19 protein-coding genes and 1 pseudogene are annotated in these 15,195 nt (G+C 55.2%); 7 read left to right on the top strand and 13 right to left on the bottom strand.

Annotated elements, in window-relative coordinates:
- Positions 1–78: 78 nt before the first annotated feature.
- From ACRZ96_RS11460 to ACRZ96_RS11440, 5 genes are read right to left on the bottom strand one after another with little or no spacing between them, the layout of a single operon-like run.
- Positions 79–828, bottom strand: a complete 750-nt coding sequence (locus ACRZ96_RS11460) for a FadR/GntR family transcriptional regulator (RefSeq protein WP_475163968.1) — start codon at positions 826–828, stop codon at positions 79–81.
- Positions 812–1,771, bottom strand: coding sequence for an ABC transporter ATP-binding protein (locus tag ACRZ96_RS11455; protein ID WP_480814675.1), 960 nt, complete (start codon positions 1,769–1,771; stop codon positions 812–814). The genes ACRZ96_RS11460 and ACRZ96_RS11455 overlap by 17 nt, the downstream gene beginning before the upstream one ends.
- Positions 1,768–3,633, bottom strand: coding sequence for a dipeptide/oligopeptide/nickel ABC transporter permease/ATP-binding protein (locus ACRZ96_RS11450; protein ID WP_480814595.1), 1,866 nt, complete (start codon positions 3,631–3,633; stop codon positions 1,768–1,770). Before ACRZ96_RS11450 ends, ACRZ96_RS11455 begins: the two co-directional genes overlap by 4 nt.
- The gene (locus ACRZ96_RS11445; RefSeq protein WP_480814594.1) at positions 3,630–4,577 is read right to left on the bottom strand and encodes an ABC transporter permease; all 948 of its coding nucleotides are present in this window, start codon (positions 4,575–4,577) and stop codon (positions 3,630–3,632) included. The genes ACRZ96_RS11450 and ACRZ96_RS11445 overlap by 4 nt, the downstream gene beginning before the upstream one ends.
- A 57-nt stretch (positions 4,578–4,634) precedes the next feature.
- On the bottom strand, positions 4,635–6,215 hold the full coding sequence (locus ACRZ96_RS11440; RefSeq protein WP_480814593.1) for an ABC transporter substrate-binding protein: 1,581 nt from the start codon (positions 6,213–6,215) through the stop codon (positions 4,635–4,637).
- Positions 6,216–6,316: 101 nt separating this feature from the next.
- On the opposite strand from ACRZ96_RS11440, the gene ACRZ96_RS11435 reads away from it, so the two are divergent.
- Together ACRZ96_RS11435 and ACRZ96_RS11430 are read left to right on the top strand one after the other, a co-directional pair.
- Positions 6,317–6,982, top strand: coding sequence for a DUF1028 domain-containing protein (locus ACRZ96_RS11435; RefSeq protein WP_480814592.1), 666 nt, complete (start codon positions 6,317–6,319; stop codon positions 6,980–6,982).
- The gene (locus ACRZ96_RS11430; RefSeq protein ID WP_480814591.1) at positions 6,975–8,192 is read left to right on the top strand and encodes a hydantoinase/carbamoylase family amidase; all 1,218 of its coding nucleotides are present in this window, start codon (positions 6,975–6,977) and stop codon (positions 8,190–8,192) included. Before ACRZ96_RS11435 ends, ACRZ96_RS11430 begins: the two co-directional genes overlap by 8 nt.
- A gap of 118 nt (positions 8,193–8,310) precedes the next feature.
- Here ACRZ96_RS11430 and ACRZ96_RS11425 read toward each other — a convergent pair whose 3' ends face one another.
- The 3 genes from ACRZ96_RS11425 to ACRZ96_RS11415 all read right to left on the bottom strand — a co-directional run bounded on the left by ACRZ96_RS11425 (position 8,311) and on the right by ACRZ96_RS11415 (position 9,623).
- Entirely contained in the window at positions 8,311–8,583 is a 273-nt protein-coding gene (locus ACRZ96_RS11425; protein ID WP_480814590.1) for a helix-turn-helix domain-containing protein, read from the bottom strand.
- A 71-nt stretch (positions 8,584–8,654) separates the two neighbouring features.
- On the bottom strand, positions 8,655–9,053 hold the full coding sequence (locus ACRZ96_RS11420; protein WP_480814589.1) for a helix-turn-helix domain-containing protein: 399 nt from the start codon (positions 9,051–9,053) through the stop codon (positions 8,655–8,657).
- A 39-nt stretch (positions 9,054–9,092) separates the two neighbouring features.
- Positions 9,093–9,623, bottom strand: a complete 531-nt coding sequence (locus tag ACRZ96_RS11415; protein WP_170514284.1) for a GNAT family N-acetyltransferase — start codon at positions 9,621–9,623, stop codon at positions 9,093–9,095.
- A gap of 208 nt (positions 9,624–9,831) precedes the next feature.
- On the opposite strand from ACRZ96_RS11415, the gene ACRZ96_RS11410 reads away from it, so the two are divergent.
- Positions 9,832–10,308 (top strand): MarR family transcriptional regulator, encoded by a 477-nt coding sequence (locus ACRZ96_RS11410; RefSeq protein ID WP_170514281.1) that lies wholly within the window; start codon positions 9,832–9,834, stop codon positions 10,306–10,308.
- 47 nt (positions 10,309–10,355) lie between these two features.
- Here ACRZ96_RS11410 and ACRZ96_RS11405 read toward each other — a convergent pair whose 3' ends face one another.
- From ACRZ96_RS11405 to ACRZ96_RS11390, 4 genes are all read right to left on the bottom strand, one after another.
- On the bottom strand, positions 10,356–11,654 hold the full coding sequence (locus ACRZ96_RS11405) for a DUF2254 domain-containing protein (RefSeq protein WP_480814588.1): 1,299 nt from the start codon (positions 11,652–11,654) through the stop codon (positions 10,356–10,358).
- A 121-nt stretch (positions 11,655–11,775) separates the two neighbouring features.
- Positions 11,776–11,973 carry a CsbD family protein gene (locus ACRZ96_RS11400; protein ID WP_480814587.1) on the bottom strand — a complete coding sequence of 66 codons (198 nt, stop codon included), beginning with the start codon at positions 11,971–11,973 and terminating at the stop codon, positions 11,776–11,778.
- A gap of 155 nt (positions 11,974–12,128) precedes the next feature.
- Positions 12,129–12,413: a sll1863 family stress response protein gene (locus tag ACRZ96_RS11395; RefSeq protein WP_170514272.1), complete on the bottom strand. Its 285-nt coding sequence runs from the start codon at positions 12,411–12,413 to the stop codon at positions 12,129–12,131.
- Positions 12,414–12,463: 50 nt separating this feature from the next.
- A complete protein-coding gene (locus ACRZ96_RS11390) occupies positions 12,464–12,964 on the bottom strand; it encodes a Dps family protein (protein WP_170514269.1) in 501 nt (166 codons plus the stop codon).
- 219 nt (positions 12,965–13,183) lie between these two features.
- Here ACRZ96_RS11390 and ACRZ96_RS11385 point away from each other — a divergent pair, with 219 nt between their 5' ends.
- From ACRZ96_RS11385 to ACRZ96_RS11375, 3 genes are all read left to right on the top strand, one after another.
- Entirely contained in the window at positions 13,184–13,402 is a 219-nt protein-coding gene (locus tag ACRZ96_RS11385) for a ribbon-helix-helix domain-containing protein (RefSeq protein ID WP_170514250.1), read from the top strand.
- A gap of 98 nt (positions 13,403–13,500) precedes the next feature.
- Positions 13,501–13,758 carry a type II toxin-antitoxin system ParD family antitoxin gene (locus ACRZ96_RS11380; RefSeq protein WP_170514265.1) on the top strand — a complete coding sequence of 86 codons (258 nt, stop codon included), beginning with the start codon at positions 13,501–13,503 and terminating at the stop codon, positions 13,756–13,758.
- Entirely contained in the window at positions 13,748–14,092 is a 345-nt protein-coding gene (locus ACRZ96_RS11375) for a type II toxin-antitoxin system RelE/ParE family toxin (RefSeq protein ID WP_170514262.1), read from the top strand. The genes ACRZ96_RS11380 and ACRZ96_RS11375 overlap by 11 nt, the downstream gene beginning before the upstream one ends.
- 376 nt (positions 14,093–14,468) lie before the next feature.
- Here the strand turns inward: ACRZ96_RS11375 and ACRZ96_RS11370 are convergent.
- Positions 14,469–14,762: pseudogene (locus tag ACRZ96_RS11370) on the bottom strand (TCP-1/cpn60 chaperonin family protein); the annotation flags it as partial.
- 34 nt (positions 14,763–14,796) lie between these two features.
- Between ACRZ96_RS11370 and ACRZ96_RS11365 the strand changes: the two are divergent.
- Positions 14,797–15,168 (top strand): succinylglutamate desuccinylase/aspartoacylase family protein, encoded by a 372-nt coding sequence (locus tag ACRZ96_RS11365; protein ID WP_170514651.1) that lies wholly within the window; start codon positions 14,797–14,799, stop codon positions 15,166–15,168.
- The last annotated feature ends 27 nt before the right edge of the window (positions 15,169–15,195 follow it).

The following is a 15,195-nucleotide window of genomic DNA, read 5'->3' as shown; positions in this document are numbered from 1 at the left end:
GCTTGTGATTAGTGTTGCACCGCTGAACAAGCGGCCAAGCAGTTGCTGCATTCGTTCCGGTGGTTGAAACTGGTCACGTTATTCCGACAGAAACCGGCGCTGCACTTCGGCTTCCTGCTGGCGCATTAGGGTCCAGGCAATCTCCATATGGCCGGCCATAATGGACCGCGCCAGCTCTGATTCGCCGTCCCGCAACGCTGCGACAAGCCGCTGCTGATGATCACGGCCCTGCTTCCAAAGTTCGGTATTTGGCGGCGAGTAAAGTCGGCGATAAACCGTCAGGTCCGCCAAAAGATTGACCATGAAATCAATGATGAAACCAAGCAGTGGATTTTGCGCTTGTTCTGCCAAAATGGCGTGAAATCGAAGTGACGCAACATGTTGTTCACGTTCCTCATCAGCGCTGGTTGCCGGTTCGCGATACTCCGCGATGTTGTCTTCAAGCTGGCGCAAGACGTCCTCAGACAAATTTCCTGCAAGCGTTGCTGCAAGCTCTGGCTCCAAGGTCAAACGCAACTGGTAAATGTCGCCGATCGTGAGATCCTTGAAGTAGAAATAATTCCCCAACAAGGCCTTGGCACGCTGTTGGCTGACTTCGTGCACAAAGCTGCCACCGCCCGGTCCGGTGCGGGTCTTGATCAGGCCCTGCGCCTCCAGCACCCGCATCGCTTCGCGGATCGTGCCTTTGGCCATTCCGAAACGTTCGATCAGATCTGCCTCGCCGGGCAATCGATCACCGGCTTGCAGCCCCTGCTCTACCACCCAGTCCTTAATCGCCTCAGCGACCTGGACCGGTCTGCTGAGCCTGGGTTCAGTCTTGGATCGGATGGTGGCAGGCGGCAAGTTGGTCTTCTCCCACAGGTTCAAGTTCTGGCTCCTGCGTCCGGCACAGATCGGTCGCATTCGGACACCGTCCCGCAAAGGCGCAGCCCGGTGGTGGATTCAGCGGGTCCGGAAGCTCAGTTCCCTTTTGCTCGGGTGCGGTGAGCGGACGGCCAACAACTGGCGCGCTTTCAGCCAGCAGTTTTGTATAGGGATGACGAGGATTTGCAAAGATGCGCCTGGCATCTCCGATCTCGACCACCGAACCAAAATACAGCACCATGATCCGGTCACTGACTGCCTCAACCACGGCAAGGTCATGTGTGATAAAAAGGTAGGTCAGGCCAAACTCTGTTTTGAGGTCAGCCAGCAGATTCAAAACCTGCGCCTGCACAGACACGTCCAGCGCTGAAACGGGCTCGTCCAGCACGAAGATCCGGGGGTTGGCGGCCAAAGCCCGCGCGATTCCAATCCTCTGCGCCTGCCCGCCCGAAAATTCATGAGGATAGCGTTCGAGGAACTCTTGCCGCAAATTGACCGATGCGAAAATTTGGGAAACGCGTGTTTCACGCTCGGATCTTGGCATCCCGTACAGGCGTTTCAGCGGCGCTTCCATGACCTGCCGAATGGTTTTCCGCGGGTTGAGGCTGCTGTTCGGGTCCTGAAACACATATTGTATCAGTTTGCCGAATTTGGCAGGGTCCGCGTTGTCGAGCGCTTTCCCTTCAATTTCGATTGTCCCTTCGCTGGCGTCCAGAAGCCCGACCAGCATTCGCGCCAATGTGGATTTACCACACCCGGATTCCCCGACAACACCCAGTGTTTCCCCGGTTTCGACCTGAAACGACATCGGTCGCACCGCGCGCACTCCTGCCGGCGCAGCGCCAAATAGCGGTTTTTTCAACGCAAAGGTCTTTGCCAGATTGTCCACTTTGAGCGCGGGCATCAGATCGCCTCCTCGGGATAGTGGCAACGGACCGCGCGGGAGGCATCACCTTTCAACATCACTTCGCTCGTTCTGCACGTGTCTTGCGCCTTTTCGCACCGCGGGGCAAAGGCGCAGCCCGGCGGAAGGTCGTCGACAAGTGGGGGCAATCCGGGGATAGCTGCCAATGCGCGCTGTCCACCACCCAATTCCGGAACGCAGGCGATCAGACGCTTGGTATAGGGGTGGGCTGGCGCGTCCAATACAAATGGCGTCGGACCCTCCTCAACGATACGTCCGGCATACATGACAGCAATTCGATCGCAAAGCTGTGCGACTACGCCAAAGTCATGCGTGATGAAGATGATCGCCAACCCACGCTCGCGCCGCAAATCGTCAAGGAGAGAGAGGATTTGAGCCTGAACGGTAACGTCAAGGGCGGTCGTTGGTTCATCGGCGATAATGACATCCGGTTCATTCGCCAGCGCCATCGCAATGCCAACGCGCTGTCGCATTCCGCCCGACAATTCGTGCGGGTAATTGTCCACCCGCGCCTCGGCGTTCGGTATACGCACGTCCCTGAGAAGCTGTACTGCCCGGGCCCGTGCCTCGGATTTCGGGATATCGTGATGCGACTGAATGGCCTCGGCCAGTTGTCGTCCGATGCGATAGAGTGGATGCAAGGTGGATAGCGGATCCTGAAAGATATAGGCGACGCGATCCCCGCGCTTTTGACGCAGGCTTTCGTAAGACGCGCCAATCAGGTCTTCGCCCTGAAACCGCACCGCGCCGCCGGTAATCACGCCGGGTGGGGACGCCACCAGCCCCATCACGCTTAGAGCCGTGACCGATTTTCCCGATCCACTCTCCCCGATGACACCCAGGCATTCCCCCGCTTTGACGGATAAAGAGACACCACCGACGGCTCGATACACGCGGTCGCCAACGTGAAACTGGGTCTGCAAATCCTGAATTGCGAGTAGATCGTCGGTTGGTGCCGGGACTTCCCCCTTGCGCTCAACCAACGTCATGGCACGTGGACGGGACAGTGCCCCAGACCGCAGGCGCGGGTCGAGTGCATCGCGCACTCCGTCGCCGAGCAGGTTTATCGACATAACAATCAGAAAGATCATTATCCCCGGAACGACCGAGGTATGCGGATGTGAAATAAGGGCAGAGCGCGCCTCGCCCAGCATTGATCCCAGATCGGCTTGCGGCGGCTGGCTGCCAAGGCCGAGAAAGCTGAGACCGGCGGTTTCCAGGATCATCCAGCCGACAGTCGTCGACATGGCAATGATTATGACCGGTAGCACGTTAGGCAGAAGTTCCGTCAGGATGATACGAATGTGCCCCATTCCTGCAAGCCGCGCAGCATCAATGAATTCACGCCCAGCCAGCCCGACCGTGATCCCGCGAATGTTTCTGGCAAAGAACGGAACGTTCACGGCCGCAACCGCAATCAGCGCATTCATGAGGCCCGGGCCCAAGGCAGCAACAATTGCCAGCGCGAGCAATATATACGGAAAGGCCATCAACATATCGACGCCCCGCATGATGATGTTGTCGGCACGACCGCCAAAATATCCTGCGACAATGCCAATGGCCGAACCAATCGTGGCCGCTATCAGGGCTGCGGCTAGACCAACCGCAAGGCTTAGGCGCGTGCCATGTAAAAGGCGGCTGAGCAAATCCCGTCCCAAATGGTCGGTACCAAGCAGATGGGCTTCGGTGAACGGCTTTTGAAAACGATCCGCAGTGGCTGTGATATCCGGGTTTTGTAGTGGCAGGACCGGCGTCAGCAACACCAGGATCAGGATCGCGCTCAGGACAACCGCGCCCAACGCCGCCAACCGGTTGCGAAACAACAACTTGAGAAAAGCTGTCATGTCTTGATCCTTGGATCCAGCAGGCTCTGCGCAACATCGACCGCGATGTTAAACAGCACATAACAGGCGGCCACAAACACCACGCCGCCCTGGACCAGCAGAAGGTCGCGCTTGAGGATCGCGTCGACCAGCATTCGACCAACTCCGGGCCACTGAAAGACGATCTCGATGTAAACGGCACCAGACAGAACGAACCCTGCCTGAATGCCCAGTACCGGGATGATCGACACCATGGCCGCGCGCAATGCGTGGCCCATGATGACGCGACGCTCTGGAACTCCCTTCGCGCGAGCCGTTCGTATAAAATCCTGACGCAATACCTCCAACATGGCCGAGCGCGAGAGGCGCGCAATAACTCCGGTTGCCACAGCGGCCAACGCCAGCGCAGGCATAATCAGATGACGCAGCAGGTCAGGCAGATCACCACCGCCATAGATGGCATACATGCCCGACACAGGCAGCCAGCGCAGGTTCACCGCAAACAGCAGGATCATCATCATGCCGAGGAAAAATGAAGGCACCGAAATGCCGATCAAAACTACAAATGTAATGATCTTGTCTGCGGCGCCGTACTGGCGAGCAGCGGAGACCACCCCTGCGAGAATGCCCAGCACCGAACACAGAACAAAGGCCGTGCCCGCCAGTATCAGCGTCGCGTTGAACCGTTCCAGCACTTCGTCGATTACAGGCCGGTTCAGCGAATAGGACCGGCCGAAATCACCAGACAGCATGTTGGTGATCCAGATGAAGTATCTTGTGATTACGGGCTTGTCCAAGCCAAGGTCGCGGTTCAGTTTTTCCACGTTCTCCGGCGTCGCATAGGAGCCAAGGATAGCCGTGGCCGGATCGCCAGGAATCAGGGACATGATCAAGAAAACAATGATCGTGATCCCCAAAAGGACAGGGACAGCCGATACCAGACGTTTGACGATGTAACCGCCCATTCTGCCCTCATTCGCAGACGCAGAGGGCCGGAAAACTCCGGCCCCTGACTTTAAGGTTTAGTTTTTTACAACACCTTGCAGGTGCAACAGGAATGACGGCTCCAGACCAAAATTCTCAACCCGGTCATTTGTGACGGCATTCTGCTTCCAGTTGGCAACAAAGACCCATGGGGCATCGTCCTGCACTATTGCCTGCATTTCGCGGTACAGTCTGGCACGCTCATCCTGATCGGTGGCGGTACGCGCAGCCTCCAGCAATTCGTCAACCTTTTCGTTGGCGTAATAGCCCGAGTTGAACCCACCCTTGTCAGGCCAGGCTTCCGAGCGCAGCGCCAGATATGGTAGCGTGTCCGGATCGTTGGTCATCCACGCCATTTCGGCCATATCCGCTTTGCCTTCCAAGCCGGGATTCACCTCTCCCAGGAATGTATTCCATTCATAGGTCTCGATGTTGACGTCGAAGCCCACCGCCTCCAGATCGGCCTGAATGGCGGTTCCCATCGGTACCGGATCCAACATGCCCGAACCACCTTCGGTGACATAGAAAGTCAATTCCGCTCCATCCGCGCCGGCCTCGGCGATCAGAGCCTTGGCCTTTTCGGGATCATAAGCGTAGGGGTCCAGTTCTTCGTTGTATGCCCAGGCAAATGCCGGAGGAGTTGGACCAGCCGCAACCGTGGCTGTACCTTCCAGCACGTCATTGACGATCGCTTCCTTGTTGATCGCGTAGTTTGCAGCCTGACGCACGCGTTTGTCGGCGAATGGACCTTCCTTGGCGTTCAGGATCAGGAACCAGACATGTGGTCCGGCCTGTTCAGCCACCGAAAACGCGTCACCTTCGAATTGGCCCAATGATGTGGGCGGAACTTCGACCATCAGGTCGATGCCCCCTGCCAGCATTTCGGCCACGCGTGTATTGGCATCGGTGATCGGGCGGAAGACGACAGCCTCGGTTCCCGCGGGCTCGCCCCAGTAACCATCGTTACGCTCAACAACAACTGCCTCGTTCGAACGCCATTCCGCAAACTTGAACGGACCAGTGCCGACAGGGTTGCGGCCAAACTCTTTACCGTTCGCCTCAACCGCAGCAGGCGATACGATCAATCCGGTCGGATAAGCAAGGTTCGACAGGAAGGGCGCATAAGGCGCGTTCAGTGTGAACTTCACCGTCATGTCATCTACGACCTCGGTCGATTCCACCGCTCCAAAGAAAAAGCTGAGCGGGAATGGACCAGTGTCATGATAGGGATGGTTCTCATCCAGCATCCGGTCGAAATTGAATTTCACAGCCTCGGCGTTGAACGGTGTCCCGTCGTGGAACGTAATACCGTCGCGCAGAGTAAACGTGTACTCCGTACCATCTTCGCTGATGTCCCATTCCGTCGCCAGCGCAGGCTCTACTTCCAGCGTGCCGGATTTGTACCGGGTCAGTCCTTCGTAAACGTTCACCAGAATTCGGAAATCGTTGACTGCGGTCACAGCCGCCGGATCAAGCGATTTGGGTTCTGCAATCTGACCGACGATCAGAACATTCGGCGGTGTTTGAGCAATTGCGGGGGACGTGACAGCGCCGACAACCAGCGCCGTGCTTGCGGCAGCAGCCATCAGACCCCGTCGGGTCCAGGTCTTGAAAAACATTATCATTCTCCCAGTTGGCATGGCACGCCTTATTTATCATGATAAATTGCACCGGTCAATTTTTCATGATAAATAGCGAAGGATGTGAATACGGGAGCGATATGACTTTTTCGATTCTTGCACGTGATCCTGTGTCTGGCGCCATTGGTGGCGCAGCTGCGACCGGCTCGTTATGTGTTGGCGGCTGGGTTCTGCGCGGCCACGTTTCAGCTGGAATGTCAGCCAGCCAGGGTGCCGCGCCGTCAACAATCTGGGGCGAAGACGTCCTGACAGCAATGCACAACGGGGCCTGTGCCGCGGATGCTGTGGAACACATCTCCGCTGCGGATAACGGCAGAGCTTATCGTCAATTAACTGCACTCGATCTGTTTGGGCAGACTGGTGAATTCACCGGGGCTTCCAACGAGCCAGAGAAAGGCAGCTTTGCTTTTCACCATGGAGTAGTCGCCGGGAACCTACTGGCCAGCACTGATGTTTTGGACGCGATGGTCGATCGGTTTGCTGAAACCGAGGGGGGGCTCAGCGACAAGCTTCTCGCGTCCTTGAGGGCGGCCACTCAAATGGGCGGCGACAGCCGGGGACTTTTATCCGCGGCGTTATTGGTACTGCACCCCGACAAACCGCCTCTGTCATTGCGGATTGACTATGACCCTTCCAACCCGATTGCAGCGCTTGAAGACTTGTATGGGAAAGCAACAACAGGCGCGTATTCCAGATGGACAGAACAAGTACCAACCCCCAACGACCGGGAGCGCATCCTTGATTGATTGGGGTGCACGCGCCGAAGCTTTGCTGAACGAACTTGCGGCTTGTTCGGAACCTGGCCCCGGGGTGACCCGCCTGCCTTTTACCGCCGAGCATGATGCGGCTCTCGAATTACTGAAGGCCGAAATGTTCAAGACCGGTTTGACTGTACGCCTCGACGACGCGGGAACACTGGTGGGACGGCAAGACGGGCCACCTGGCTGCAAGACATTGTTGCTGGGATCTCACCAGGATTCAGTTCGTGAAGGTGGCGCATATGATGGGATCATGGGCGTTGTCCTGCCAATCCTCGCCCTACAAAAACTTCAAAGCGAATGCACCGAACTGTCATTTGGCGTAGAGGTTCTTGCCTTTGCAGATGAAGAAGGGGTGCGGTTTCCGACCGCCCTCATCGGATCACGCGCGCTGTCCGGAACCTTTGACCCGTCAACTCTGGAAATGCGCGACCTGCAAGGCACGACACTGATGCAGGCAATGCGTTCGTTTGAATTGAACCCCGAGAAGATCAACGCACTCGCCCGAGATCCAGAAGACATCATTGGATTTCTCGAAACGCACATTGAACAGGGCCCGGTTCTGGAACGCGAAGATGAGGCTGTTGGTGTCGTCACAGCTATTTGCGGCATCGAACGGCATCAGATCATCCTGACCGGACAAACCGGACACGCGGGTACCCTGCCAATGCAGGGACGGAAGGATGCCCTTGTCGGCGCAGCAGAGATAGTTTCAGAGGTGAACAGAATGGGGCGCGAAACGGCTGATCTGCGCGCCACTGTCGGTTCACTCACGGTGGAACCAAATGTCGTCAATGCGGTACCACGGATTGTACAGATGACGGTCGAAATTCGCTCTCCGCTGGACGAAATCCGCCTGCAAGCAGGTCAGGACTTGCATCAATTCGCTCAATCCATAGCTGCGAGTATGGGTTTGGCCATCGAGTGCTCGGTAACATATTCCCAGCAAGCCCAGCCCTGCGATGCCAGATTGTCATGTGTCTTGACCAATGCAGCCAGATCCAAGGGCGCCAAGGGGTTGTTATTGCCCTCGGGCGCTACGCATGATGCTTCGGCAATGGCGGATCTGTGCCCTGTCGCGATGCTGTTCGTTCGCTGTCGTGATGGTGTGAGCCACAGGCCGGAGGAGTTTGCATCCGCAGCAGATATGGGCGTCGCCGTCGACGTTCTCGCCGAGTTTCTCAGATCTGTTCACTAACAACGGTTAGCGCGCTGCCACGGTCAAAAACCGAGCCGAAGAACTGCTGCTACAGGAAATCCTGACTGCTATTGAGGCAACGCCAATGGACATGCGCACTTACCGCTGAGCGCCGTACTCAACTGTGTTGCCGCAGCTGCACCACCGTTTCTTTCGGATGAGCATCCAGCAGCGCGAGGAGCTTGTATGCTGGTCCTCCGGGGCGGCGGGCGCCGCTCTCCCACAGTTTGTAACCAAATTCGCTCATCCCGATAAGTTCGGCCATTTCTGCCACGGTCAAACCGGCCTTTTCGCGAACCTCAAGCGGTGTAGCGACGGGCTCGGAATTGGTGTCCGAACGGTTGCTTTGCGCCGGATCAACGGGCACAAGGCAGGGATCCGGTCCTGTCATCATCTGCTCCTTTTTGTTGTCATTTGTGCCATGGCCATAGGTCATGCCTGAAATTCGCATTTGCGTAGATGTCAAAGTCTGGCGCGCAGGCGCTTCTCGACAGTGCTCAGCTTTTGGGTCGCCTGAGTGATATCTGTCCGCAGGCTACGGATTTCATCAAGGATGCCTTGAATATCCTCCGATCCGGAGTTGGTATCGGTCGGTTCAAGCACACCTTCTCCTTCACCGCTCAGAAGCCAAACTAGAGAGACGCCAAGAATGCCGGACATCATCTGCGCCTTGTTTGCACGCGGCTCGGTGCGATCTTCTTCCCATCCCTGTACGGTCTTCAGTTTGACGCCCAGGCGGCTCGCAAGCTTCTTTTGCGAATATCCCACCGCTTCGCGCGCGGCGACGATCCGGTCACCCAAGGTTGCTGCTTCATCACCGTAATATGAGGTGTCGTTCGATATAGTCGTGGCTACGTTCATTCTGCTCTCTCACTTTGATTGAAAATTGTCATGGTGTGATCAGGCCGCGAGTTTGATGCGATCCTTAAGACGGATCGTGACAAGATTGCTGTTTTCATGGCGGCGATATGGGGTCAGCGCCTGCGTGATGAAGGGCTGGATATCCATGCGGGACCGCTGCCACTGCGCAAACCGGCGGAACAACGCCCAAGTGCACTCGTCGTTGGACGTAATCACAGTCTGAACACGGGTGACATCGGTGCAGACTTCCCGACGCATCACCTGGCCCAGCATCAGGGACGCAAGACCCTTGTCCGCTTCACGCTCTGAAACGCCGACTTGCCAGATGAACAGGGTTTCCGGGTCATATGGCAGTACATAAGCCAGCATCGCGCCAACCAGATCTCCATCCAGTTCCGCAATGATCGAGAATTCTTTGTAGTCATCAAACGCCGCCAGTTCGCCAAGAAGGTCGCCCATAGCTTCCTGACCTTCGGTTTTGGCCAGCGAAGACACCGCTGTACCGTCTTCCGGCAAAGGGGGACGCAAAACCGGAATAGGTTGTTCCAACAACTCCAAAGAATGCTGCATGTACCGCTCCAACAATAAACTTTGATTAGCTAAGTACCACAGGAAGACCAAAACTTCAAAACTCTAAGGTTAGTTTTGCTAAAACGTCATAAACTCATCTCTTTTAACAATATTTTAATTTGTAAGACTAATTATTCATTTTCGGTTAACGCTTGAGCAATCAATGCAATTTTGACAATCTCACTCCAATCGAATGCGGAGTAGAGACATGGATCGTATCGACAGCAGCCTTGTCGCCCTGCGCCGAATCCTTCGCGCGACCGAGATGTCCGGCCGGGAACTGGCGCAAGCCGCGGGGCTGACCGCGGTCCAACTTCGTGTATTGCAGGTGGTTGGCGAAACCGGGCAAACCACCGCCAAGGCAATTTCAATGCGCATGCATGTCAGCCAGGCCACGGTCACTGCACTTGTGGACAAGCTGGTCTCGGGCGGCATGGTCGTGCGTGAGAAATCCATGACCGACCGACGGCAGACCAATATACTGATCACGGATCGCGGGCGGCAAACCCTGGCGGACGCCCCAGATCCGCTGCAACAGCTCTATGTGCAGCGGTTCAAGCAAATGGAGGACTGGGAGCAAGCGATGCTTGTTGCCGCGCTCGAAAGGGTTGCGACGATGCTCGACGCCGAAGACCTTCAGGCCGGCGCGATCCTGACAACCGGCGATTTGAACAAGGCGGAGTAACCCAGATTGCCTGTCGCCAAGACGATGAATTAGCACATTAACCTAAATCACTGCCGCTCAGCTTTGTCTCTATTGTTTTTCTTGTCCGCCAACGCAATCGCAGCTTCTATCTCTTCGCAAACCTGCTCAATTTCGCTGTCAAGCATGCCGCTGCTCTTTGTTTCATCCGCAATGGCTGTAAGTTCGAAGGTGATAGCATCCAAATCATCGTCGGGAGCCGCGTTGGCCATGCGTGTCAGCGCCCTGATGATTGCCTCAGTTACCAGCCCATTGCCTCGGGCTGCACGCCTCAGCGGTGGAAACGAGTCTCGAAACAAAGACCTTGCCGTGATGGACGGATAGACAAGCCGAACAGCACCAGCGTCATCTCTGTAAACACCGGTGCACAGGTCAGACGACCAGGCGCGTGCCAAAGAAGCTGACAACCTGTCAATACAAACAATAGCGGTAAAAGTGTCGTTGACGCCGGGCGACAAAGCCCGAAGTGCAATTTCGACAAGCAGGTGTACAGAAAACCGAATGTCACCATTTGGATCCCGTGCGGCCGCGAGTGGAGCCGCCGCCAGCACCAGATCGGAGATTTCTTCGCCGGCGTCACCGTGGACAGTCGCCAGAGTATCGGTCGGCACCAGAAAGTCGCCGGGCTGGACCTCGAAAACAACAACAGAGTTTGCGCCCTGGGCTGCTTTCACCAATCCAGTTGCATTTATGAAGTCTACGTAACCCGTGCCAGACGACGAAATTTGATATGACGCTCCCTCCCAGGGGACAACGTTGGATGCGTGCAAATCCGCGCTGTCTTTAAGTGCTTCATCGATTTGGAGGTCCAGAGCCTTTGATATCCTGGCGGCCTCCTGATCAATCGTCACCCGTGTGGAAACTGTATGAACAAACAGCAGCAGCATCAAAACTGAAACGATTGCGTAAAGAAGACCAACACTGGCGGCCAAATTGACCAAAGTGTCGTCGCGCATCAACCACAGCATCAGAATACTGTACAGAAACGTGGCTCCAAGTGAGCCGACTGCAGTTTGGTTCACACGATCTTCACTGAAACGCTGCAAGAGCCTTGGCCCGATGGATCCAGCCGCCAAAGTATAGACCAACAGCACAATGGAATAGACCATGACCAAGGCTGACATTGAAGCGGTGGCAATTACCCCTAGAACGTTGTTTGCGGTATTTTGAGGAACGGCAAACAAGGACGGTACAACCCATCCCCAGCGAACGAGCGCCTGCTCAAGGAGAAAAACAACCCACGCCACCGCAAGCCCTGAAAGACTTATGACGGCGGGGATTGTCAGAAACCCGCGAAAATACTTCAAGATTTCTCCAGATGTCCGCATGGTGACCTCCGCTTTTTTGTACTTTCGCTGGAATTTGAGGCAAACATATTTTGCGATCCTCGCACCGCACAACAAAGCAACTCAATCGTCACAGGCCGTTGTTCTCGAGCAGGTGGTCGCCTTATTCCGAAGAGAAAAATTCATCGACTTCTCGCCGGACCTCTTCTTTTGATTTTCCGTACTTCTCCTGAAGTATGCCTTCCAGTTTTTCCCGGTCACCTTTGACCTTTTCCAGATCGTCGTCGGTGAGTTCAGCCCATTTAGCTTGAACATTACCTTTTAGTTGTTTCCATTGACCTCTGATTTGGTCCCAGTTCATTTCAATTCTCCAAATCGTTCTTTGAACAAGTGCATCGTTTATGAAACCAATCGCCTTCGTCGAGCTGCCGTATCTTGCCCTCCAAGATTGAGAAAGCTGGCACTGTCATCTTCGGCGCTCGGTAGACCAGCGGCGCATTCGGTAGATACCAAAAACTACGAAAAACGGCTGGCCGCTTTCTTCAGCGCAGATTGCATGTCGTCCCATGCTTTTTCGTAGCCGTCACGCACATCCTCCCAGGCCTCATCGCTGGTTGTTCTTAGCTCCTCCAGCTTGGCTTCTGCTTCACCTTTTGCTGAGTAAAGCGCATTAAGGTGATCCTGATACTCTTTCTTTGCATCCACTTCCGCCACTTCCAGCTTTGCCTTCAGCACGTCAATTTGGGCGTTCCAGGCATCCAGTTGCAATTTTGCTTTTTTCTCATAACCCACTCGCGTCATATCGATTCCTTTCCTTCTTTCCGATCAACCTGACTTTTGGCGACGAGCGGTCAGGTCGCTACAATGGCTTTGAGCATCCAAACAGCCTCTTCGTGTTTCGCCATTCTCGTGTTCATCAGATCTTCGGTTGCTCCGTCACCGTGGCGCGATGCGAGCGTTGCCGTTTCGCGCAGTTTGCGTGCAACGGTTTCGTTGTCGGTGATCAATTGGTTGATCATCCCGTGAGCGTCCTTAACGGTCTCTTCTTCGGTCAATTTGGCCTGGCTGATCATGTCAGTGAAGGAGATTGGCGCTACATGCCCCAGTGCACGGATACGTTCCGCCAAAGTATCAATTGCTTCGAACAGGTCGCGATACAGCCGTTCAGTTAACTCGTGGATCGGCAGAAAAAGGGGGCCAACAACGTTCCAGTGGCACCCTTGTGTCTTCACCATCAACAACATGCTGTCGGACAGGATTTCCGTCACTTCATTTGCGATCCAGGCATTCTTGTCGATACCTGTGTCATGCGTTTCATCTTGCGCTTCGGGTCTCAGGACTTGCTGTGTCATATTTCACCTCTTCCGCTTTTCTCTTGATACAAAGATAGGCGGTATACGGATTATAGCAAATAAAAACATATACTTAACATACGCAAAAGACCTTCCCCGTGGTTCTTCCATCGCTTGATTGACCGACGCTCCCAACAGTGCCTGCAATGTTTGCTGTAGACATGGAAGTGCATTGGCTTACATCATTGGAGTAAGTGACGTAAGTTAAGGCTCAAGAAATTGACTGACCAACCCCGACCTCCGAAGCGGACCGAAAAGCTCCAATTGATGCTTGATCAGGAAGAACTAAAGGCAATCGACGATTGGCGGTTCGAAAACCGCCTGCCATCGAGAGCTGCTGCCATTCGCGAACTCATTCGCAGAGGTCTGAACTCAGACGAATTCGGAGAACCTCCAACAGATGCCGCCTCAGGTGAATTCCGCGTGACCGACGAATGATATTGGTGTTGTCACGCTAATTTACGCCCGTGCGCGCGCTATATTGACAGCTTTTCGCCGTGCTCCCATACTACTCAGTAGTACATACGAGGCCCGATATGAGTGTCAAAGCATCAATATCCCTAACCGAGTCACAAGATGCCTACGCGCGAAATCTTGTCGACCAGGGCCACTATGCTAGCCTGTCCGCCGTCCTTCAACATGGGCTTGAACTGATGCGTGAGCAATCGCGAAACACTGATGCACTGCGAGAGCTGCTGGATCAACGTCGTAACGGAACCTTCGTTACTCTCAAAGAGGGCAAAAAGCGCACCGAAGACATGATCGCACGCAAGCGGGCCGCGCGTGGTCTATAAGGTCGTTCGCGCCGAAGAAGTCACCGCAGATCTTGATCTCATATTTGACTATCTTGTCGAAACCGCTGAGCACTTTGGCGACGATCTGGAGAGTGCTTTTCTGCGCGCTGAGAAGCGCGTAATGGAGATTCAGGAGAGCCTCGAAAGCCTGGTGAACGTTCCACACCAGGGCACCTTACGACCGCATCTCGGCAACAGCGTTCGGAATGTAACCAAGAACAAGGCGATCATCTATTTTGAAGTCGACGATGACGAACAGGTCGTTCAAGTGCTCGCCGTCTTCTACAGTGGCCAAAACCACGATGCACATATTCTTCTGCGCCTTTTGTCGTAACCCCAACGCGCCCATTGGGCGTGCAATAAGATCGCACGTTAGGCCTAGAGTATTCACGAGTTGGTCATCAATGAAGAGGGTCGAACTGTGCGGAGTTTTGATAACTTCCACATGGTTCTAGTCCAGGACTTGGCCAATAACATCATTCTGGGTGCCAACAAGATCCTGAAGGAAGTTGGGCGCGCCGGGGGCTAATGCCTATGGATCAGGCATCTCCGAACTCGGCTAATGTTCCCCGCTCCGTCTTCTAAATTGCGCGGAGGCGCATGTTTCACATATTCGCTGTTAAGGAAGGTTGGATAGGCTTTCCTCGACGCGGAAATGTTGGGATACCAAAAAAGAAGGGGGCCAAAGCCCCCTTCTCCATCTACTTGGCTTACATCATGCCGCCCACGTCGGGCATGCCGCCTGCAGGTGCTGCGCCTTCTTTGGCAGGCTTGTCGGCAACCATAGCTTCGGTAGTGACCAGCAGGCCAGCAACCGATGCCGCGTCTTCCAGAGCGGTACGAACAACTTTGGCCGGGTCGATCACGCCGAACGAGAACATGTCGCCATATTCTTCGGTCTGAGCGTTGAAGCCGAATGCAGCGTCTTCGTTTTCACGAACCTTGCCAGCAACAACCGCACCGTCGACACCCGCGTTCTCGGCGATCTGGCGCAGCAGCGCTTCGGCACGGGCGGGTCTCGCAGGTATCCTTCGGGTTATGAACGCGATGGGCATGGTCGCCAAGCGTGGCATCGCCACCGTGCGTGAGGCGCCGGTTCACGCAAGGACAAGTTCCTGGGTACGCGCTCCGGTCGGTGGTTTGTTGAGAACGTTCAAGGCAGCGGGCGAATATGTGAAGGTTGGCGACTTGCTCGGCCGGATCTCGGACCCGTTTGGTGAAATTAGAATGGATGTTCTTGGAGAGTCTGACGGCATCATTGTGGGCCGCACCAACTTGCCATTTGTGCACGAGGGCGACGCCTTGTTTCATATCGCCAAAACGACGAGCGCAGATGTTGAAATGCGGGTCGACATGATCGCCAATCAGCTCGACGGCGATCCAATGTTCGATGAAGACGAGATCATTTAGATAGTCTGAATGTAAAAACGCGGGGCA

This window comes from Ruegeria sp. CF1 (assembly GCF_056537445.1).
This window is presented reverse-complemented; position numbering and strand designations above follow the sequence as displayed.

What these genes read in the sequence shown, in the direction of transcription:
- ACRZ96_RS11450 (WP_480814595.1), bottom strand. Translation starts at nt 3,633, where the DNA reads ATGACAGCTTTTCTCAAGTTGTTGTTTCGCAACCGGTTGGCGGCGTTG.
- ACRZ96_RS11445 (WP_480814594.1), bottom strand. Translation starts at nt 4,577, where the DNA reads ATGGGCGGTTACATCGTCAAACGTCTGGTATCGGCTGTCCCTGTCCTT.
- ACRZ96_RS11440 (WP_480814593.1), bottom strand. Translation starts at nt 6,215, where the DNA reads ATGTTTTTCAAGACCTGGACCCGACGGGGTCTGATGGCTGCTGCCGCA.
- ACRZ96_RS11435 (WP_480814592.1), top strand. Translation starts at nt 6,317, where the DNA reads ATGACTTTTTCGATTCTTGCACGTGATCCTGTGTCTGGCGCCATTGGT.
- ACRZ96_RS11425 (WP_480814590.1), bottom strand. Translation starts at nt 8,583, where the DNA reads ATGACAGGACCGGATCCCTGCCTTGTGCCCGTTGATCCGGCGCAAAGC.
- ACRZ96_RS11420 (WP_480814589.1), bottom strand. Translation starts at nt 9,053, where the DNA reads ATGAACGTAGCCACGACTATATCGAACGACACCTCATATTACGGTGAT.
- ACRZ96_RS11415 (WP_170514284.1), bottom strand. Translation starts at nt 9,623, where the DNA reads ATGCAGCATTCTTTGGAGTTGTTGGAACAACCTATTCCGGTTTTGCGT.
- ACRZ96_RS11410 (WP_170514281.1), top strand. Translation starts at nt 9,832, where the DNA reads ATGGATCGTATCGACAGCAGCCTTGTCGCCCTGCGCCGAATCCTTCGC.
- ACRZ96_RS11405 (WP_480814588.1), bottom strand. Translation starts at nt 11,654, where the DNA reads ATGCGGACATCTGGAGAAATCTTGAAGTATTTTCGCGGGTTTCTGACA.
- ACRZ96_RS11400 (WP_480814587.1), bottom strand. Translation starts at nt 11,973, where the DNA reads ATGAACTGGGACCAAATCAGAGGTCAATGGAAACAACTAAAAGGTAAT.
- ACRZ96_RS11395 (WP_170514272.1), bottom strand. Translation starts at nt 12,413, where the DNA reads ATGACGCGAGTGGGTTATGAGAAAAAAGCAAAATTGCAACTGGATGCC.
- ACRZ96_RS11390 (WP_170514269.1), bottom strand. Translation starts at nt 12,964, where the DNA reads ATGACACAGCAAGTCCTGAGACCCGAAGCGCAAGATGAAACGCATGAC.
- ACRZ96_RS11380 (WP_170514265.1), top strand. Translation starts at nt 13,501, where the DNA reads ATGAGTGTCAAAGCATCAATATCCCTAACCGAGTCACAAGATGCCTAC.
- ACRZ96_RS11365 (WP_170514651.1), top strand. Translation starts at nt 14,797, where the DNA reads ATGAACGCGATGGGCATGGTCGCCAAGCGTGGCATCGCCACCGTGCGT.